Origin of the sequence: Rhodococcus sp. AQ5-07 (genome assembly GCF_009707305.1) — a bacterium.
Lineage (GTDB): Bacteria > Actinomycetota > Actinomycetes > Mycobacteriales > Mycobacteriaceae > Rhodococcus_F > Rhodococcus_F erythropolis.
On record NZ_CP046101.1, the window covers coordinates 80,819 to 100,047 of the forward strand.

The following is a 19,229-nucleotide window of genomic DNA, read 5'->3' on the forward strand; positions in this document are numbered from 1 at the left end:
CGTTTCGAGACCAAAGATCCGATCGCCACTGATTCCTCGGAGTCCACTGCCGGCGGCATGTCTGCCCCATTTAACTCTGCCCTGCTTGATGCGCTGAAACAGCGCGTTGTCATCGGCGACGGAGCGATGGGCACCATGTTGCAGGCCGCGGACCTCACCCTGGACGACTTCCTCGGCCTCGAGGGGTGCAATGAGATCCTCAACGACACCCGTCCCGACGTGCTCAAAGACATCCACCGTGCGTACTTCGCCGCTGGTGCCGATGCCGTCGAGACCAACACCTTCGGTTGCAACCTGCCCAACCTCGCCGACTACGACATCTCTCACCGGATCCGCGAACTCGCGGAAAAAGGCACTGCTCTCGCCCGTGAAGTAGCGGACGAGATGGGACCAGGCCGCGACGGCATGGCCCGATTCGTACTCGGCTCGATGGGACCGGGAACCAAGCTCCCCAGCCTCGGGCACGCACCGTACGCAGTCCTTCGTGACGCGTACACCGAAGCTGCGCTCGGCATGATCGACGGTGGCGCCGACGCCATCCTCGTCGAAACCTGCCAGGACCTGCTTCAGGTGAAGGCGGCCATTCTCGGCAGTCAGCGCGCGATGGAGCAACTCGGACTGCGGTTGCCGATCATCACGCACGTGACGGTAGAGACAACTGGAACGATGCTCCTGGGCAGTGAGATCGGTGCGGCGCTGACGGCACTCGAGCCACTCGGTATCGACATGATCGGCCTGAACTGTGCCACCGGGCCGGCCGAGATGAGTGAACATCTCCGTCATCTGTCCAAGTACTCGACGCTGCCGGTGTCGGTCATGCCCAATGCCGGTCTGCCGCAGCTCGGCCCCAAGGGTGCCGAGTATCCGCTGACTGCCGACGAATTGGCCGAAGCCCTCAGTGGTTTCGTTTCCGAGTTCGGACTCGGCCTCGTCGGTGGCTGCTGCGGTACGACGCCCGAGCACATCAGCGCGGTCGCCGACGCGGTCCGTCAGGTCGAGAAGGCCCAGCGCACGCCGATCCACGAGCCGAGCACCTCTTCGCTGTACTCGGCGGTGCCGTTCGAGCAGGACGCCAGCATCCTGATGATCGGCGAACGCACGAACTCCAACGGCTCCAAGGCTTTCCGCGAGGCGATGCTCTCCGCGGACTACCAGAAGTGCCTGGACATCGCCAAGGACCAGACCCGCGACGGCGCACACATGCTCGACCTCAACGTCGACTACGTGGGCCGCGACGGTGCCGCCGACATGTCGGAACTTGCCAGCCGCCTGGCGACGTCCTCGACGCTGCCGATCATGCTCGACTCCACCGAGCCTGCCGTGCTGCAGGCCGGCCTCGAGCACCTCGGTGGCCGCTGCGCCGTCAACTCCGTCAACTACGAAGACGGCGCCGGCCCCGAATCGCGTTTCCACAAGATCATGACTCTGGTCAAGGAGCACGGCGCGGCGGTCGTCGCCCTGACCATCGACGAAGAGGGCCAGGCTCGCACCGCCGAGACGAAGGTCGCCATCGCCAAGCGTCTGATCGAGGACATCAAGGGAAACTGGGGACTCGCCGAGTCCGACATCATCGTCGACGCCTTGACCTTCCCCATCTCCACCGGTCAGGAAGAGGTGCGACGCGACGGCATCGAGACCATCGAAGCCATCCGTCAGCTCAAGGCTGCGTACCCGGAACTGCACTTCACGCTGGGTATCTCAAACATCTCGTTCGGTTTGAACCCGGCCGCTCGCCAGGTCCTCAACTCGGTGTTCCTGCACGAGTGCACCGAGGCCGGACTCGACACGGCGATTGTTCACGCGTCCAAGATTCTGCCGATGGCCCGAATTCCTGACGAGCAGCGCGAAACCGCACTCGACCTCGTCTACGACCGTCGCAGCGAGGGCTACGACCCGCTGCAGAAGCTGATGGCTCTCTTCGAGGGCGTATCGGCTGCGTCGGCACGTGAGTCCCGTGCACAGGAACTCGCCGGACTTCCGTTGTTCGAACGCCTCGAACGCCGCATCGTCGACGGCGAGCGCAACGGCCTCGACGACGACCTCACCGAGGCGATGACGATCAAGCCTCCGCTGGCCATCATCAACGAGACCTTGCTCTCGGGCATGAAGACCGTCGGCGAGCTGTTCGGCTCCGGACAGATGCAGTTGCCGTTCGTGTTGCAGTCGGCCGAGGTCATGAAGGCTGCCGTGGCATTCCTCGAACCGCACATGGAAGCCAGCGACGAGGACGGCAAGGGTCGCATCGTGATCGCGACCGTCAAGGGCGACGTTCACGACATCGGCAAGAACCTGGTCGACATCATCTTGAGCAACAACGGCTACGAGGTCGTCAACATCGGCATCAAGCAGCCGATCGCGACCATCCTCGACGTCGCATTGGACAAGAAAGCCGACGTGATCGGCATGTCCGGACTGCTCGTGAAGTCCACTGTCGTGATGAAGGAAAACCTCCAGGAACTCAACGCACGCGGAGTCGCCGAGAAGTTCCCGGTTCTGCTCGGTGGTGCGGCGCTCACGCGCTCCTACGTCGAGAACGACCTGCAGGAGGTGTACGAGGGCGACGTCAGCTATGCCCGCGACGCCTTCGAGGGTCTGAACTTGATGGACCAGATCATGACGACCAAGCGTGGTGGCGGCCCGGCGCCGGACAGCCCGGAGGCCATCGCAGCTCGCGAGAAGGCTGCCGAGCGTAAGGCTCGTCACGAGCGTTCCAAGCGCATCGCCGAAAAGCGTAAAGCTGCAGCGGTTCCGTCGTCCTGCCGGAGCGTTCCGATGTCGCAACCGACATCGCGGTGCCGACACCTCCCTTCTGGGGCTCGCGCATCGTCAAGGGAATCTCGCTGTCCGAGTACTCGGGGCTGCTCGACGAGCGCGCTCTCTTCCTCGGCCAGTGGGGCCTTCGCGGTCAGCGCAAGGGCGACGGTCCGACGTACGAGGAACTGGTCGAGTCGGAAGGCCGTCCGCGGCTTCGATACTGGCTCGATCGGCTGACGTCCGAGGGCATCCTCGCGCACGCCGCCGTTGTGTACGGGTACTTCCCGGCGATCTCGGAGGGCGACGACGTCATCGTGCTCACCGAACCGAAACCGGATGCACCCGAACGGTTCAGGTTCACCTACCCGCGTCAGCACCGCGACCGCTTCCTGTGCATCGCGGACTTCGTCCGCTCGCGCAAGGACGCCGAGGCAACCGGTCAGGTCGACGTTCTTCCGTTCCAGTTGGTGACGATGGGTCAGCCGATCGCGGACTTCGCCAATGAATTGTTCGCGTCGAACTCGTACCGTGACTACCTCGAAGTTCACGGAATCGGCGTCCAGCTCACGGAATCTCTGGCCGAGTACTGGCATCGGCGCGTTCGTGAAGAGCTTGTGCTTCCCGAGGGTCACACCGTCGCGGAGCAGGATCCCACCGAGGTCGCCGGTTACTTCGATCTCGAGTACCGCGGCGCTCGTTACTCGTTCGGATACGGCGCGTGCCCGGATCTCGAGGATCGTGCCAAGTTGGTTGCGTTGCTCGAACCCGAGCGAATCGGCGTCGAACTGTCCGAGGAACTGCAGCTGCATCCCGAGCAGTCCACGGACGCTTTTGTCCTGCACCACCCGGAAGCAAAGTATTTCAATGTCTGAGTTGTCGAACGGAATATCGGAAGACGGCCCCTCGCCGTTCGCTCGCCGCGTCCTCGACATCATCGACCGTATCCCTTCGGGCCGGGTGATGACATACGGACTGATCGCTGACACCGTCGACGCGCATCCTCGCCAAGTCGGCAGGGTCATGACCCACTGGGCAGACGAAACACATTGGCACCGAGTGGTCTACGCCAACGGTACTCCCGCTACCTGTCACGGCAACAACTCTCGCGTCCTACTGCGCGGCGAAGGAACACCCATGCGCGACGGACGAGTCGACCTCGTACACGCGCTGTGGAATGGGTGATCCACCTCAAACGATGGCGAGAACCATCCCGCAATCGCCTTCGACGAAATGCCATGTCCTCCATGCGAATAAGTCATCTTTACCCTCGTATTTTCTCCCCGGGCCATTTTTTAAGTCTGGTATGTCGGATGAGACACGGCCATCCGTTGCGCGGCCTCGGCATGCTCTCAGACGGAGTGGCAGTTGGCGGCACATCCAGGGGCAGTGTGTAAGGAGCGAGAGCGTGTAGCGCCGACGCGGCGTGTGAACGGGGAGAGCGCAGTGACCGGGCGGCGGGCCGCCGGTATCGGTTCGATGATGTGGACGGTCAACTGACAACGTCGAACACGTTGTGTTCGCGCTTCGCGCTGAACCTCCACGTGGAGACAAAAAGATCTCTCAGAGAGCATTCGGAAACTCGCGGCGGTGCTCGTTCAGCGCGCTTGTGGGGCAGAGGTGGGCTTCTGGTTGGGTCAGGGATGAACAGTCACTGACCGTACCCAGGAGCCCACCATGTCATCACCACCTGTCGCGTCGTGCCCGGCATGCCCACTCGGGGCGCCTGGACATCGGAACGCGGTGTATCCGTCCTCGTCGCTGACCGACGCGCAGTGGGCGGTACTGCGACCATTGCTACCTCGGCCAGGCAACTCCACCGGATGGGGCGGCAGGCCAGAAAAGTACTGCCGCCGAGCGGCGTTGGATGCAATTCTCTATGTGGTTCGGGGTGGGATCGCGTGGCGGCAGTTGCCGGTGGAGTTCCCGCCGGCGTCGACGGTGTACGGGATCTTCGTCCGTTGGGTCCGCGCCGGCGCGTGGCAGCGTATCCACGACGCGTGCGCGACCGGCTCCGCGTGCGGGCCGGACGAGACCGGTGCCCGACCGCGGCGATCGTCGACTCGCAGACCGTGCCCGCAGCCGACACTGTGCCCGGCTCCCGTCGCGGATGGGACGGCGGTAAGCGAACGAATGGGGTCAAGCGGCACATAGCGGTGGATGTCAACGGGCTACTGCTCACGGTCGTGGTGACCGCCGCCTCGATCCAGGATCGAGACGCCGCACACCGGCTACTGGCCGGACTGCGGGGCGGCTTCTCCACTATCGGGCTTATCTGGGGCGACGGCGGCTACCCGGGGTCGACTGCTCGGTTGGGCGAAAAACGTGCTCGCCCTGCAGGTTGAGATCATCAGACGGATCCCCGGCGCGAGCGGATTTCACGTGCGACCCCGGGTTTGGGTAGTCGAGCGCACGTTTGCCTGGATCAACAAGTACCGCCGTTGCGTACGCGCTTACGAGAGTCGACCCGACCACCACGAGGCCGTCATTCGCATCGCCATGATCGGCCTCATGACCCGGAGCCTTGCACGGATATGAACCCAGTTTCCGAATGCTCTCTCAGTGGCGGTCAGTGGCTCGGCTGCGTAAAAATTCGCGCGCTGACCGGCGACGGAAAAACCGGACTGGATCTGTGGCTCTGGGTCACCTCCGACGCCATCAGCAGCACCGGCCCGTCGACCTCGCATCCAGACCTCAAGCAGAGAAGATGACGCCCTGGGGCATGCGCGTTCGCTTTTCATAGCGTTGACTTCGGTGAATGCCCGTGCATACGGCCTTGAATGCGAAATACCCCGGCTCTAATTGGGTCGGGGTATTTCGTGGTTTCACATTTGTCAGCTTGTCGACAAGTTAACTTTTTCGTCGTTCCGTGGTTGCGGGCTGGCCTGGCGATTCATTGCTCGGGTCTGATTCGTTTCATAGTTCGGGTCGTCCGGGAAGCAGTGTGTCGATGCGGCGGCAAGAGTGGCGTGGACCAGCGCGGCGTGCTGGAGGGTGTCACGGATCTCGATGGGGTAGGCAAATCGTTGCGGGTGATTCGGGTCTGGTTGCAGCGCAAGTATGGACACTCTCGAAGCGAGAGCTGCGTGTTCGATGCGTGTCAGTTCGTGGTGTTGCGGTTCGGGTATATCGGCCAGGGCAGCTTCGAGGATCGTCCAGGGCTTGCGTGGGCTCGCCGCGTTGGTCGGCTCTGGTTCGAGGTTCGAGGGGTCGTGGGTCATCGTTTCTTGCCTTTCAGTTCGTTGTTTTGTCGGTGAGTGCCCCAGGTGTGGGCTCGTACGTCGGCGCAGATCGGGCAATAGTTTTCGTCCCTGGCATGCGTCCACCCCCGTTCGAGAACGGATTCGATGTCAGTGCAACCGTTTTCGTTCTCCTCGGTGGTGGTTCCACACCCGTTGCAGCTCAGATATGGCGACATCGTCGTCATATCTGCTCGTCGTCGGCGCTCGACGGACTCGCGGGGAGCAGTACCGCGGCGATGCGCGTCAGTTCCCATCGCGATGGCCGGCGGTTGACTTCCGATCTTCCATCGACGAGGTCGTTCAGTGATCGAGCTATCTGATCGTCGGTTTCGTAGCCGATCGCCGGCGATGTTGGCCGGTCCTCGAACACCGCGGTTGTTGTCGATGACTGTGTAGACGGCGCCCTTGCCTTCGGGGTTCTTCCCTGGTGAGGATGACGAATTGGTGGTCGTCGGATACCGCACGGACGGTCCACCACAGGTCTGCCGGTTGAGACGAACTTCCGCGCGGTGCCCGGCAGTGAGGGCACATGCCGTGATCGTCGAGGGGGAGGATCGTGTTGCGATACTCATGATGCGCTCTGCTCTCTGTGGTGGGGGATCGGAGATGGCGTGTGGGGTGTCAGCAGCTCGTGGTCGGAGCGATCCCGGCGAAGCGGTCGTCGAGGAACTCGAGTGCGCCGGGTAGGCCGATCACCGCCGCCGAGAGGTGGTCGGGTGCGGAGACTTTCGTCGGAGGTGACCGGCACCCCGGCTTTGCAGTACCGCGCCATTGTCGAGTCGATCGCCTCGACCGGGATCAGGACGTCGGTTCTTCGAATGCCGCTCGTACACAGGGGCATTGGGCACCGAAGAAACCTCTTCGACGCTGTTGTCGGCGAACACGGCCGCAATGTCCGCGCTGTCGAGTAGCGCCATGCCGACATCGCCGGTCCGCGACATCGGCGAGGGATCGGCCGGCGCCGCAGGAACATGGTCTCGTTGGCGGCGGTGTTCGCGATCTGGTCACGCAGCTGCTGTCCGGCAGCGTTGAGCTGGCTCGTGATCGGCATACGGTCGCAGGTATTCACGTTCGAGGCCGAGTGCGGCGGCCATAGCCAGCCCGAATGCCGGGTGTTTTTGCTGGCCCAGGGCCTTGGCCATCTTGTCGCTGTTCATCGGAGCGCCGCCGTAGGCGCTGCCCGCGAGCTGGAGTTCTCAGGGCGTAGGTCGGGGCGATCGCCGCGGCCATTGCCGTCGCCATTGCGCCGCCGGAGTAGCCGGCCATCCCGACGGGGCTCGCGCCGAGTCCGAGCGCGTCGAATCGCCTGGCGGCGCGGATGCCGTCGAGGGTGATCTGTCCGCCGAGCTTGGCAGCCCCGTAGGCGCGCGGCGGGCCGAGATGGTCGGGGATGGCCACCGACCATCCCTTCGCGATGGCGACGTTCAGGCTAGGGGCTTCGCGGATCGCGAGCTTGAAGGTCGTCGGTGTACATCGCGGTCGACGGTGCACAGCCGAGCCCCAGCGCATTGATGATGTGGGTGATACGACAACAACACCCCGACCCGGCGCGGCGCCGCGAGGTGAAAGAATTGTGGTCACCGCAGCAATGGGGTGACCTGTCGAATTCGTCGACCGGAACTTCAGCTGCACTTCCGTCGGTGTTGAGAAAGCCTGCTGGCGCCGACACAGGCCGCGCAGCGAGCACACCGCCAGGTCGGTGGTCGGCCAGATCGGCGGGCGAGGTGTAGAAGGTGTCGGTCAACGCGGCCGGGTAGATGATCGCCCGACGCACTCGCTGCCGGGGCGACGGCAACGACCGCAGCGGCGGCTGGCCGCACAAGCGGCCAGAAGAGCAGCGATAGTTTCCGGCGTGTGATCGCGGGGCGATGGGGCGCATTCCTGCGCTTTCGTCGAAGTCCAAGCGCAGTGCATCGCTCACGAACGAACGAGCGCCACGGCCGGGTGAGTCACCGAGCGGCTCGATGACCTGCGCATCGTGTCCGAAATCGGGCGTTGAACGTGGGCGGGGTGTCCCCTGATCCGGAGGACGAGCGGGTGCCCAGCCCGAAGGCCCTGAGAGGGGCGAGGGGACGTGTCGTCTTACCAGGTGAAAGGCTATTTCTAGACTTCTAGGATCAGTGATCCGGATGGTCGAACCCGGCAGAGGTGTCCGGCGGTGCGTCGCGCTCCTCCGGCTTCTCCACGATGAGTGGCCTCACCCAGCGTTGTACCGAAACCCCCACCAACCATTAGGCAAAAGAACCATTCCGGCCTGACCCTCGTCAGGCGGCGGACTCCAGCCCTCATCCGGGGGCCGGGTCGAGTGGACGGGCCTCACGAACACGTGAAGTGGCTGGAAGATGACTTGTGACCCCACAGGTCGATTCCGGGCAGGTGTGGTTCTCTGACGCTGACAAATGCACTGCGCCGGAAGGCGAGGACCCAAGGAGCGGCGATGTTGGCGACTAAATTCAGAGCCCTCACCTACCAAGTCGACGAGGATGCAGCTCGTGGAGACGGGAATCCACAGGCCATGGTGCGTTTCATGCTGTCGGGTAGTTCGATGTCTCGAGAGTCGTGAGGTGAGGTTGTTGCAGCTGACGATCCGCGGTGGTTTGGGGTGCGGCGTTCGAGAGCAGCTCGGTCACGAGTGATTGGTTGCCGGCTTGGGCGGCGACAGAGAGGGCTCGATGTGCGGCGTCGGGATCGCAGTGCGGCGGGACGACGAGTATCACCAGTCTTCGTCCGTCGACGCCGGTGACGTACACGGTGCCGTGTGGTTGAAATCTGTAGCCGTCCAACCGGACCGAACGACCTGCGAAAGGAAGTCGGGTGGTGCGTGAATCCCATCCGTTCAGTTCGTAGGCGACACGATCGATCGGCCCCAGCCGTGTGATGACTGCCGCGAGTAGTTCGGGAAGTTCGGCTTCGAGGTCCGTGGAGTACGGCCACCACGCGCCGTCGACGCTACCGATCGGCACCGAGGTGGAGTTCTGGGGTTCGGGCTTGAGCCTGAGCCGCGGCATATGCGGCTCGTTGATGCCGCGATCGGTGTCGTTGGAGGGGATGACGGTGGACTCGTGCGTCATGGCGACGCTCCTTGTCTCGGCCGTGAATTCGGGCCGACATCACTTCGGATCGGTGACGCCGTGAAATAGACGATCTCAGGCGGACAATCGCCGATACCATCGACGATACGCCCCTGAAGCCGCCTCAGTGCTGTGATCACTCTCGCGGCGGGTTCCCTCACCGCTGGTGGAGCGGGATACATTGGTAAGGAAGGTCTTTCGGTCCCTACTTTCCCGGTGTCGAGCCGCGTAGGCTCGGTGAGTAGGTTCGCCCTTGCGCAACGCTGCGGAGGCGCGTCCAACGACGACATATCCGCGATCAACGACAAGATATCGGCGACGAGGAAAACCTGTGACCACCACTCACACCCCGAGTTATCGCGCGAACGCCCATGGCATGCGGCCAGATCCGTACGCAGAGACGCTGGCTCGTTTGACGGCGGAGTTCACCGGGAGGTTCTCCGAGCGCGGTATCGAGATCGTTCTCGACGGTTGTATCGCCGACTTGTCCGGGGTGCCGTTCGCGTCGATGCCGGAGATGAGCGAGCGCCTGGCACTGGAGCGGATTACCCGTTATTGCCGCAGCAGAGATCGTGACTTCACCGATTTGTGGTGATTCGCGACTCGATCGGAAAATATTGAGTTGCGCGCTGTTACGTCCGGAATCTACAACGTAGGAGGCCGTCGGAGACGAGTGTGGGACGGGTCGGTAGCCGTGAAGTTTTCCTCGCGTGATGTGTGCGGAGTGTTGTTCGAGCGGGAAGGAGTCGATGGTGAAGGTATCGTCATCGATGATGCACGTATCTGATCTCGACCGTTCTGTGCAGTTCTATCGTGACGTGTTCTCCTGCACTGTGGAGCTGCGCGCTGAGGACTCGGCGTTGCTGTTGACCCCTGACGGATTCCAGATCTACATGCACGCGAAGTCGGCATTCCACTCCGGCGATGCGGGTGCCACCGGGGTCCTGTACATCATGTGGTCCACGGACAGTGAAGACGAATTCGCACAGGTAGCGCAGCGGTTCCGGGAGCATGACCCGTCGGCATCGGTGCAGACGGCGGACGGGTTGAGTCTTCTCGACGGATGCGACCCGGACGGGATCAGGGTCGTGATCGCGTATCCGAGCCCTACGCAGTTCCCGCGCGAGGTGATCGCCGCCCGCTTCCGTGGATAGCGGCCCCTATGCAGGACTCGCACCCGAAATGCTGCCGGTTCCCGAAGCCTCGGTGTCGAAAGAAGTCACCTGCGATTTGGTTGATCTATTACTTGTGTTGCGCCGATGATATGTTGTACAGCAGTACTATTCATCGTAGTTGTGCATGGTTTGGTTCTTCTTGTGTATTCGTACGATGTTCAGGGCGTGGGGGCGGGTGGTGTCACCGGGGCGTCATCTGTTTCGGTGCCCTCGTGTCTTCCGGTGAGAGTGTGTGGTTCGATGTTCGCCGTAGCGGGCGTGTGCGTGTGGGGAGTAAAGTTTTGCTGACACCACGGGTATGTCGGACGCTGGCGTCCATGTCGGCCTCGCCGGTGGAGATCAGTGACCAGTCGCTTTGCCGCGGCGCGGATGGGTGTCAATCATGACTGTCGTACACACCGCGACCCTCGTGGATTCGAGAGAGCAAAGCCAGCACGTCCTGAAGATTCAAATGTCGTTGCAGTGTAAGGGTTTTGCGGTCGCGACCATCGTTCGGGGATGCTGATATGCGGATCGTGGTCGCACTCGGCGGCAATGCCTTGCTCGAACGTAAGGACCGTCCCGATGCTGAGGTAGAGCGCCGCCACATCCGTGAAGCTGCGGCCGTGCTGGCGCCGCTCGCGCGAGAGAATCAACTGATCGTGTGCCACGGCAACGGCCCCCAAATCGGGCTGTTGGCGATGGAGAGTGACGCCGATCCGTCTTTGACCGAGTCGTATCCGCTGGATGCGCTCGGCGCCCAGACACAGGGAATGGTCGGGTACTGGCTCACCCAGGAACTGCGCAACGCCGGACTCTTGGGTCCGGCGGTCGCGGTGATCACGCAGACTCTCGTCGACGAAGCCGACCCGGGTTTCGCCTCGCCCACGAAATTCATCGGGCGGACCTACACTCGCAGTGAGGCCGAGGATCTGGCGGTGCGCCATGGCTGGCAGATTCGTGGGGACGGCTTGGCGTGGCGCCGGGTCGTGGCTTCTCCGCGGCCGTTGGGGATCGTCGAACAAGAGAGCATCGAGCATCTCCTCGGTATGGGTGCAGTGGTTGTCTGCGGCGGTGGGGGAGGGGCGCCGGTCGTCCGTGAGGTCTCTGGTCGGCTGCGAGGGGTCGAGGCGGTCGTCGACAAGGACTACACCTGCACCCGCCTCGCGTTGGATCTGGCTGCGGACAGATTGCTTCTCTTGACCGATGTCACTGCCGTGATGCGCGACTTCGGTACTCCCGCCGCGCATGCCATCGACAGCATCGGTGTCGACGAATTGGCCGAACTGGATTTTCCGGCGGGATCGATGGGCCCGAAGGTCGATGCGGCTGCGTGGTTCACCGCCGTCACCGGACATCGGTCCGCGATCGGCGCTCTCGCCGAAGCTGCCGACGTCTTGGACGGGCGTGCAGGTACCACGATCACCGGCCACGGCCCGTCGTCGCCAGACTCTGCTGACGCGTCGGACGCGGTAACAGCCCCACCCGGATTGTCTGTGAGCGAGAGGACGGACGTATGACTGACCCGGCCGAGTCCGTCGTTGCAGCGATTTCGTCCTGTCGGCAACGGTGCGCGGAGCCCCATTCTGAGGCGTTGATGATTTCCCGCTCGCTTCGTCGCCCACGGACTCGCTAATCGGGGTTTTCCCATTTCCCGTGGGTAGGGTCGCCCTGACCTGTGCCCGAGATCGGTATTGGATTTGTCCGGTGCGAATCCGGTTTGTCTGAGCATTCTGCGCAGGTCGACGGTCAGCTGTTCGTCGATGTCTTTGCCTTGCGGGCTTCGAGTACTTCAGTTTCTGGTCTCGAGGTCACCGTGAACGTGCCGTCGTGTTTTTCGGTCACTGTTCCGAGGGGCTCGGTATCAGTGGCTCGACCGTCTCGACATGGTCGAGTCCGCTGCTGACGGTATGTTCGCGATATCCCTGGGCCGTGTGTCGGCCTCGAACGGGTATCCAGCGCAGCGGTGGCAGTACCAGATGCAGCGTCCTGTCGACGTGTAGCGTTCGGTAGGTGTTCGGAATTGCACTGTACGACTACGTCATTCGTCGGATCCGGGCAGCTGCGCTGGTGGATGGTGCGAGCACATCGAACAGTGGTGTGTAAGCGCCGCGGCTGGGTGCGGAATGTGCATGGTGATTCCCGGTTGCACGGTTGTCGCCGAAGAGCGCGGCCGTGAGCGATGGCTCGGAGAGTGCGACCGCGGGCAGTTGCACTCGTTCCGGACTGGCGGAGTGTCCCTGGCATCCTCGACGCTAGTCCCGGGGTCATGGATTCCGGTGATCGTGCGTGGGGGGCGTCGGCTCTGTGGGCCCGTGCACGCGGCGGATTCGGTGGTGCGGGTCATCGCCGGTGGCGGTGATCGTATCGAGGATCAGTTGCGCGGCGGTGCGGCGGTCGGTGCGGTTGTCTGCAGCGTGGCGATCGAGGAGGTGATGAGCGTGCTGTGGGGTCTCACCTCGGCCTATCAAGACGCCGATGGCTTGATCGATGTCGGATGCTGCGTGCAGGTCGGCGCTGATGTCCGCTGCGGCCGGGACGGTGAGATCCTGGTCGAGGACGAAGTCGGCCGCAGGTCGTCCTGTGAGCCAGGTGAGGTCGGCAGCGAGATCGACGAACGTGCCCGGCGATCGTGCGTACAGAATGATCGCTGTCGCCAGTGTCGTTCGCGGGTCGGCGGGGTGGTCGGGCACGCTGATGTGCAGTGAGGTGCGAACGTCGCCGACGGCCGTTCCTGCAGTCATAGTGGTGATGATGATCGGTGGATTACTTTGCGGTACAACCACACTGAGACCTATGTAGGTCGGAAAAGCCTCGGCGGCCGCGAGGGCCAGACGCTGCAGACTGTGTGTGATGTCGACGCCGGGGTCATCGAGCGCTTCGGTCAGGACGGCAAGCGTGGCCGACATCGCTGCGGTGATGTTCATGAGCCGCGTGCTCCGTTGGGCGTTCCCGAGCGCCGATCGAGCCTGCCAGAGCCGGGCAGAGCGAGTCGCTGTACCCGGTGAAGGGGGCCGGGATACGGGTCAGGATCCGTCCCGGGACGGTGCCTCCGTGTCCGACCGTACGCCCGACCCGCGCCGTGTGGCGACCCCGGCGGGGAGATTCGCACTTCAGTTCGGGTGGTGGCGGGCGCGGGCGCGGCGCACGGCTTCGTCGACGATGCGTTGCGCTACATCCGCCAATTTGCGGTGTTCGGTTTGGCTGATCGATCGAAGTTGGGTGAACGCGTCTTCGGCGCTGCGTCCGCTGCGCCCGCGAAGGATCCCGATTGCTTGATCGATCACCGGTCGAGTCGAGAGCGCGGTCTGCAGTTGCGTGGCCAGCGTCATCGCCTGGGCGAGGATCTGAGCGTTGTGTACCGCGGCTGCCGCGGGTTTGGCGAACAGTTCTCCGAGTTCGGCGGCGTGCTCGTCGAACACGTCCTTGGCGTGCGCGTAGACGTTGATCGCTCCGACCACCTGGTCGGGCAGAAGCAGAGGCAGCGACAGCGCACTGTGCACGCCCATTCGGCCGACACGGGGGCCGAACCTCGGCCACAGTTGTTCGCCGCCCAGTGATCCCGACCGCACCGTGCGGCGTTCGCGCGCCGCGGTGATGCACGGCCCTTCGCGAAGGGTGACGTACTGGATCTCGTCGATCTCGGCGACGAACGGAGCACTTGCCGCCAGCGCTTCGACGATGTTCTCGGTCCGATCGACCTGCAACAGGGTCACTCCAGCGCCCTCGGCGCCGGGAATCGCATGAACTGCGAAGGCCGCCACCTCGGCCAACAACTCGGGAAGCCCGCCACTGCCGGAGACCAGGCCTGCTAATTCTCCTATGGCAGTGTGCAAGTCGGCGGTATCTGCGCCGGCCTGCTCCGCGCTCAGTGAGTTGGTTGTATTGCTGTGGATGCCTTCGGTGAACTCGGTCATCGGTATGCTCCCGCGCTCAGTTGGTCACGCTCGGGTGCGCCTGGTAAGAAACAGCTCCCGACGACATACCCATGCGGCCGATCAGCCACGAGGTGGGATGGTCACACCAAGAGTATCGCCAGGGGCAGTTTCTGGGCTGGCGAAACGGGCGATCCCCTCGCAAACGGGGTAGCGTGGACGGTGCTGAGAATCTCAGCTGGTTCGGGATGAGTTCTGCTGTCCGCTGCAGAACTTTCAGGGGCATGCAGCTCCACGACCCGTACACGCCGGTGATCGTCTGAACATCAGGATCGCCATGACTGTTTCACAAGTTTCCCCTATTCGATCGGCTCCATCGGTCCGTTCATCGGGGTACGCCCGACGCTCCGGAACGTCGATGTCTGCGAAGGGCGCCGCCGTCTGTATCGGTCGCGACGACTCACAGCCGGGTGGCCGGTGATGAACGCGCTGAGCGTGGTGATCCTCGTTCTCGTGGTACTCGTACTTCTGTTACTGGCGATGGCGGTGCGGATCGTCAAACAGTACGAGGACGGTGTGCTGTTCCGGCTGGGGCGCGTGATCGGCGAGCGCAAACCCGGGTTGCGGCTCATTATTCCTGCAGTTGATGTGCTGCATAGGGTTTCGTTGCGAATCGTGACGATGCCCATCCAGTCCCAGGGGATCATCACTCGCGACAACGTGAGCGTCGACGTCTCGGCTGTGGCCTATTTCAAGGTCGTCGATGCGGTGAAATCGGTAGTCGCGATCGAGAATGTCTACTCGGCGATCGATCAGATCGCTCAGACGACTCTGCGTAAGGTCGTCGGTCAGCACACCTTGGACGAGACATTGTCGGCGACCGACAAGATCAACCTCGATATCCGCGCGATCCTGGACGTGACCACCATCGAATGGGGCGTGCAGGTGACCCTGGTCGAACTCAAGGACATTCAATTGCCCGACAGCATGAAGCGGGCCATGGCCCGCCAAGCTGAGGCCGAGCGGGAAAAGCGCGCGAAAATCATTGCTGCCGAAGGTGAATCGATGGCCGCCGCAGCCCTAGGTGATGCATCGGACACGATGATGGCTCACCCGTTGGCGCTGCAACTGCGAAACCTGCAGACCCTCGTCGAGCTCGGTGTCGACAAGAACACCACCGTCGTGTTTCCCGCTCCGTTGATGTCGACGATCGCCGAACTCGGAACTTTCCTGGCCCATGAGGGTGCCGCCGCAACCAGCCGCACCGCAGCACCGCCCACTTCCGTTCCCCCTCCGATCGCCGCCCCGCCCAACGGGGTCTCCACTGTGGGAGGCCCGCGATGATGGGCGCGTTGATTCTCCTGGCCATGACCGGTGCCGGGTGCTGGTGGATGCTCTCCCACTGCCGTCCGCAGCTCAAGGAGTCGTTCACCATCGCGACCTGCCGCCCCACCGGGAAAGCGACAACTGCCGGAAAGGCGAGTGCTCTCGGACTCGAAGACGACCCCGATCAGTGGCGCGCTACCTGCGGCGCATGGACCGCATTGGACGAGCGCCAACTTCTGCGATTGCTGACGAACTCGACCACGGACCCGACACAGACCAAACGACCCGCAGCGAACTCTGATGACACCGCAGGCGAGGACATCGAAGACGAGGACACCACATGAGAAGTACCGCAGCGACGCCAGACGCCCCCACCTTGGATCCTGAACTGCTCTCGCGGATGGATGCATATTGGCGGGCGGCGAATTATCTTGCGGTGGGCCAGATTTACCTGTACGACAATCCGCTGCTGACGCGGCCGCTGGCGCTTTCGGATGTCAAACCGCTCGTCGTCGGCCACTGGGGGACCACCCCAGGGCAGAATTTCATCTATGTGCACTTGAACCGGGTCATCACCAAGTACGACCTGGACATGTTCTACGTCGCCGGCCCCGGGCACGGCGGTCCGGCGTTGGTGGCCAACACCTACCTCGAAGGCACCTACAGTGAGATCTATCCGGATGTCGGTCTGGACGAGGCCGGGATGAAGAAATTGTTCACCCAATTCTCTTTCCCCGGAGGCATTTCCAGCCACGTGGCGCCCACGACGCCGGGTTCGATCCACGAGGGCGGCGAGCTGGGGTATTCGCTCAGTCACGCGTTCGGGGCTGCGTTCGACAACCCGGATCTGATCGTGGCCTGCGTCATCGGCGACGGCGAAGCGGAGACCGGACCGCTGGCCACCGCCTGGCACTCCACCAAGTTCCTCAATGCTGTCGGGGACGGGGCGGTGCTGCCGATCCTGCATCTCAACGGCTACAAGATCAGCAACCCCACTGTGCTGGCCCGCATCGAACCCGAAGAGCTCGACCAGTTCCTGCGTGGCTGCGGATGGGCGCCGCGCTACGTCGAAGGCGACGACCCCGAAGAGATGCACGAACTGATGGCCACCGTCCTCGACGAAACGATCGAGTCCATTCACGCCATCCAACACCACGCCCGGACCTCGGGCGAGAACACACGAGCGCGGTGGCCGATGATCGTTCTGCGCTCACCGAAGGGCTGGACCGGGCCGAAGGTCGTCGACGGGTTGCAGGTCGAGGGCACGTTCCGGGCGCACCAGGTGCCGCTGTTGGTCGATGACGCTCACCCCGGCCATGCCGAGCAGCTCGATGCCTGGATGCGCAGCTACAGACCCGAGGAGTTGTTCGACGAGACCGGGCGGCTGCGACCCGACCTGGCCGCCCTCGCCCCGACCGGGGATCGGCGGATGGGTGCCAACCGGCACACCAACGGCGGGTTGCTGCTTCGCGATCTGCGGATGCCGGACTTCCGTGACCACGCCGTCACCGTGACCGCGCCCGGTTCGGTCCGGGCCCAGGACACGGCCGTGCTCGGCACGTTCTTGCGCGAGGTGGTCCGTCTCAACGAGAAGGGCCGCAATTTCCGGATCTTCGGCCCGGACGAGACACTGTCGAACCTGCTCGGCGCGGTCTTCGATGTCACGGATCGGCAGTGGGATGCACGCACCGTCGCAAGCGACGAATTCCTGGCCCCGGCGGGCCGGGTGCTGGACTCGATGCTCTCCGAGCACCAGTCCGAAGGCTGGCTGGAGGGGTACCTCCTCACCGGCCGGCACGGGCTGTTCAACTGCTACGAGGCGTTCATCCACATCGTCGACTCGATGTTCAACCAGCACGCCAAATGGCTCAAGGTCACCAGGGAGTTGCCGTGGCGGCGCGACATCGCGTCGCTGAACTACCTGCTCGCCTCCCACGTCTGGCAGCAGGACCACAACGGCTTCACTCACCAGGACCCGGGCTTTCTCGACCATGTCGTGAACAAGAAAGCCGACATCGTCCGCGTCTACCTTCCCCCGGACGCCAACTGCCTACTCTCGGTGGCCGATCACTGTCTGCGCAGCCGCCACTACGTCAACGTGATCGTGGCCGGCAAGCATGCGATGCCGCAGTGGCTGAGCATGGAGGCCGCGGTCATCCACTGCACCGAGGGGATCGGTATCTGGGAATGGGCCGGCAACGACCGCGGCACCGAACCGGATGTGGTGTTGGCCTGCTGCGGGGACACCCCCACCCTCGAGGTGCTGGCCGCGGTATCGATCCTGAGGGAAAACCTGCCCGACCTCAAGATCCGAGTCGTCAATGTCGTGGACCTGATGAAACTTCAGTCGGCCAGCGAGCACCCGCACGGGCTGTCCGACGGGGACTACGACGCCCTGTTCACCCGCGACAAGCACATCATCTTCGCCTTCCACGGCTACCCGACCCTGATCCACCGCCTCACCTACCGCCGCACCAACCGCAACCTGCACGTACGCGGCTACAACGAGGAAGGCACCATCACTACTGCCTTCGACATGCGCGTGCAGAACCGATTGGACCGCTTCCACCTCGTGTCCGACGTCATCGACAGGCTCCCGCAACTCGGCGCCACCGGCGACTATCTCAAACAAACCATGGCCGACAAGCTCGTCGAGCACACCCGTTACATCGACATCCACGGCCAGGACCTGCCCGAGATCCGTGACTGGGTCTGGCACACATGATGACCATGCCCCCGCCTGTGCCCATCACGCCCGCGGGCCCCGCCGTGATCGACACCGCCCTGACCGACACCGCATGGCCGGATACGACGGTGACGGACACGGCGCGGGCGTTGGTCGCCGACGACAAAGGTCTGCTGGCGATCGACGAATCGATCCCCACCTGCAACAAGCGCTTCGCCCAGCTCGCGATCCCCCAGACCGAGCAGGCCCGCCGCACCTACCGGGAACTGATCGTCACCACCCCCCAGCTCGGAGAGAGCATCAGCGGCGTCATCGTCTGTGACGAGACGATCCGGCAACGCACTGCCCACGAGGTGCCGTTCCTGAGCGTGTTACGCGACGCTGGGATCGCCACGGGCATCAAGGTCGACCTCGGCGCGACACCGATGGCCGGTCATCGCGGGGAGACGGTCACCGAAGGCCTGGACGGGCTGCGCGCTCGCCTGGCCGAGTACCGCCAACTGGGCGCCGGCTTCGCGAAATGGCGGGCGGTGTTCACCATCGGTGCGGCCACTCCCAGTCGGGTGTGCATGATCGCGAACGCGCACGCGCTGGCGCGGTATGCCGCGCTGTGCCAGGAAGCCGGCATGGTGCCGGTCGTCGAACCGGAAGTGCTCATGGCCGGCGAGCACACTCTCTCGCGGTGCGGCCGAGTCACCGAAGACGTGCTTCGCCTCGTGTTCGACCAACTCGAGGAGCAGGGCGTCGTACTCGAGGGAATGCTCCTCAAACCCAACATGATCCTTCCCGGGCGTGATTGCCTGATCCAGGATCCGGTGCAGGCCGTGGCCGATGCCACCCGTACCTGTCTGCGGCGGGCCGTGCCGGCGGCGGTTGCCGGGATCGTGTTCCTTTCCGGTGGACAGTCCGGCGATCTCGCCACGATCCGTTTGGCCGCCGTCAACGACGGCACCGGCTCACCGCTGCCGTGGCCGGTGGCGTTCTCCTTCGGCCGTGCGATCCAGCAGCCCGCCTTGACGATCTGGGACGGTCGGGATGCGAATGTGACCCGCGCCCAGCAGGCCATCCAACGACGGGTTACGGCCAATCGCAATGCCCGCCGCGGCACCGACTTCGAGTAGGCG

Annotated in this window: 20 protein-coding genes and 1 pseudogene; 13 read left to right on the top strand and 8 right to left on the bottom strand. The window is 63.6% G+C overall.

What is annotated here, in order from left to right:
- Nucleotides 1–57: 57 nt before the first annotated feature.
- From metH to GJB56_RS30700, 6 genes and pseudogenes are all read left to right on the top strand, one after another.
- Nucleotides 58–3,626 (top strand): annotated as a pseudogene (gene metH / locus GJB56_RS30685) (methionine synthase).
- A complete protein-coding gene (locus GJB56_RS30690) occupies nt 3,619–3,936 on the top strand; it encodes an MGMT family protein (protein WP_113684452.1) in 318 nt (105 codons plus the stop codon). The pseudogene metH and the gene GJB56_RS30690 overlap by 8 nt, the downstream one beginning before the upstream one ends.
- A gap of 492 nt (nt 3,937–4,428) precedes the next feature.
- Entirely contained in the window at nt 4,429–4,905 is a 477-nt protein-coding gene (locus GJB56_RS31830) for a transposase (protein WP_230091255.1), read from the top strand.
- Nucleotides 4,842–5,096 (top strand): transposase, encoded by a 255-nt coding sequence (locus tag GJB56_RS31835; RefSeq protein WP_230091256.1) that lies wholly within the window; start codon nt 4,842–4,844, stop codon nt 5,094–5,096. Before GJB56_RS31830 ends, GJB56_RS31835 begins: the two co-directional genes overlap by 64 nt.
- A 37-nt stretch (nt 5,097–5,133) precedes the next feature.
- Nucleotides 5,134–5,289, top strand: a complete 156-nt coding sequence (locus tag GJB56_RS31840; RefSeq protein WP_230091257.1) for a hypothetical protein — start codon at nt 5,134–5,136, stop codon at nt 5,287–5,289.
- The gene (locus tag GJB56_RS30700) at nt 5,286–5,462 is read left to right on the top strand and encodes a hypothetical protein (protein WP_154606744.1); all 177 of its coding nucleotides are present in this window, start codon (nt 5,286–5,288) and stop codon (nt 5,460–5,462) included. Before GJB56_RS31840 ends, GJB56_RS30700 begins: the two co-directional genes overlap by 4 nt.
- 123 nt (nt 5,463–5,585) lie before the next feature.
- On the opposite strand, the gene GJB56_RS30705 is transcribed toward GJB56_RS30700, so the two are convergent.
- The 6 genes from GJB56_RS30705 to GJB56_RS30720 all read right to left on the bottom strand — a co-directional run bounded on the left by GJB56_RS30705 (nt 5,586) and on the right by GJB56_RS30720 (nt 9,064).
- Nucleotides 5,586–5,972, bottom strand: a complete 387-nt coding sequence (locus GJB56_RS30705; protein ID WP_195849650.1) for a hypothetical protein — start codon at nt 5,970–5,972, stop codon at nt 5,586–5,588.
- The gene (locus GJB56_RS30710; RefSeq protein ID WP_154606745.1) at nt 5,969–6,565 is read right to left on the bottom strand and encodes a hypothetical protein; all 597 of its coding nucleotides are present in this window, start codon (nt 6,563–6,565) and stop codon (nt 5,969–5,971) included. The genes GJB56_RS30705 and GJB56_RS30710 overlap by 4 nt, the downstream gene beginning before the upstream one ends.
- Nucleotides 6,566–6,685: 120 nt before the next feature.
- The gene (locus GJB56_RS31845) at nt 6,686–6,934 is read right to left on the bottom strand and encodes a hypothetical protein (protein ID WP_230091258.1); all 249 of its coding nucleotides are present in this window, start codon (nt 6,932–6,934) and stop codon (nt 6,686–6,688) included.
- Between the two features lie 124 nt (nt 6,935–7,058).
- Entirely contained in the window at nt 7,059–7,391 is a 333-nt protein-coding gene (locus GJB56_RS31850; protein WP_230091259.1) for a lipase family protein, read from the bottom strand.
- Between the two features lie 31 nt (nt 7,392–7,422).
- The gene (locus GJB56_RS31855) at nt 7,423–7,914 is read right to left on the bottom strand and encodes a hypothetical protein (RefSeq protein ID WP_230091260.1); all 492 of its coding nucleotides are present in this window, start codon (nt 7,912–7,914) and stop codon (nt 7,423–7,425) included.
- 604 nt (nt 7,915–8,518) lie between these two features.
- The gene (locus GJB56_RS30720) at nt 8,519–9,064 is read right to left on the bottom strand and encodes a DUF5994 family protein (protein ID WP_195849651.1); all 546 of its coding nucleotides are present in this window, start codon (nt 9,062–9,064) and stop codon (nt 8,519–8,521) included.
- Nucleotides 9,065–9,395: 331 nt separating this feature from the next.
- Here GJB56_RS30720 and GJB56_RS30725 point away from each other — a divergent pair, with 331 nt between their 5' ends.
- The 3 genes from GJB56_RS30725 (at nt 9,396) to GJB56_RS30735 (ending at nt 11,738) form a co-directional block, all read left to right on the top strand.
- Nucleotides 9,396–9,659: a hypothetical protein gene (locus GJB56_RS30725; RefSeq protein WP_154606746.1), complete on the top strand. Its 264-nt coding sequence runs from the start codon at nt 9,396–9,398 to the stop codon at nt 9,657–9,659.
- Nucleotides 9,660–9,834: 175 nt separating this feature from the next.
- Nucleotides 9,835–10,218, top strand: a complete 384-nt coding sequence (locus tag GJB56_RS30730; protein ID WP_326839316.1) for a VOC family protein — start codon at nt 9,835–9,837, stop codon at nt 10,216–10,218.
- Nucleotides 10,219–10,745: 527 nt separating this feature from the next.
- The gene (locus tag GJB56_RS30735; RefSeq protein ID WP_113684447.1) at nt 10,746–11,738 is read left to right on the top strand and encodes a carbamate kinase; all 993 of its coding nucleotides are present in this window, start codon (nt 10,746–10,748) and stop codon (nt 11,736–11,738) included.
- Nucleotides 11,739–12,485: 747 nt separating this feature from the next.
- On the opposite strand, the gene GJB56_RS30740 is transcribed toward GJB56_RS30735, so the two are convergent.
- Both GJB56_RS30740 and GJB56_RS30745 read right to left on the bottom strand, forming a co-directional pair.
- The gene (locus tag GJB56_RS30740; RefSeq protein WP_113684445.1) at nt 12,486–13,145 is read right to left on the bottom strand and encodes an ANTAR domain-containing protein; all 660 of its coding nucleotides are present in this window, start codon (nt 13,143–13,145) and stop codon (nt 12,486–12,488) included.
- A 186-nt stretch (nt 13,146–13,331) separates the two neighbouring features.
- A complete protein-coding gene (locus tag GJB56_RS30745; protein WP_113684444.1) occupies nt 13,332–14,135 on the bottom strand; it encodes a GAF and ANTAR domain-containing protein in 804 nt (267 codons plus the stop codon).
- A gap of 438 nt (nt 14,136–14,573) precedes the next feature.
- On the opposite strand from GJB56_RS30745, the gene GJB56_RS30750 reads away from it, so the two are divergent.
- From GJB56_RS30750 to GJB56_RS30765, 4 genes are read left to right on the top strand one after another with little or no spacing between them, the layout of a single operon-like run.
- A complete protein-coding gene (locus tag GJB56_RS30750) occupies nt 14,574–15,437 on the top strand; it encodes a slipin family protein (protein WP_113684443.1) in 864 nt (287 codons plus the stop codon).
- The gene (locus GJB56_RS30755) at nt 15,434–15,763 is read left to right on the top strand and encodes a hypothetical protein (protein WP_154606747.1); all 330 of its coding nucleotides are present in this window, start codon (nt 15,434–15,436) and stop codon (nt 15,761–15,763) included. The genes GJB56_RS30750 and GJB56_RS30755 overlap by 4 nt, the downstream gene beginning before the upstream one ends.
- Nucleotides 15,760–18,144: a phosphoketolase family protein gene (locus GJB56_RS30760; RefSeq protein WP_113684441.1), complete on the top strand. Its 2,385-nt coding sequence runs from the start codon at nt 15,760–15,762 to the stop codon at nt 18,142–18,144. The genes GJB56_RS30755 and GJB56_RS30760 overlap by 4 nt, the downstream gene beginning before the upstream one ends.
- A 59-nt stretch (nt 18,145–18,203) precedes the next feature.
- Nucleotides 18,204–19,226, top strand: coding sequence for a class I fructose-bisphosphate aldolase (locus GJB56_RS30765; protein ID WP_230091274.1), 1,023 nt, complete (start codon nt 18,204–18,206; stop codon nt 19,224–19,226).
- The last annotated feature ends 3 nt before the right edge of the window (nt 19,227–19,229 follow it).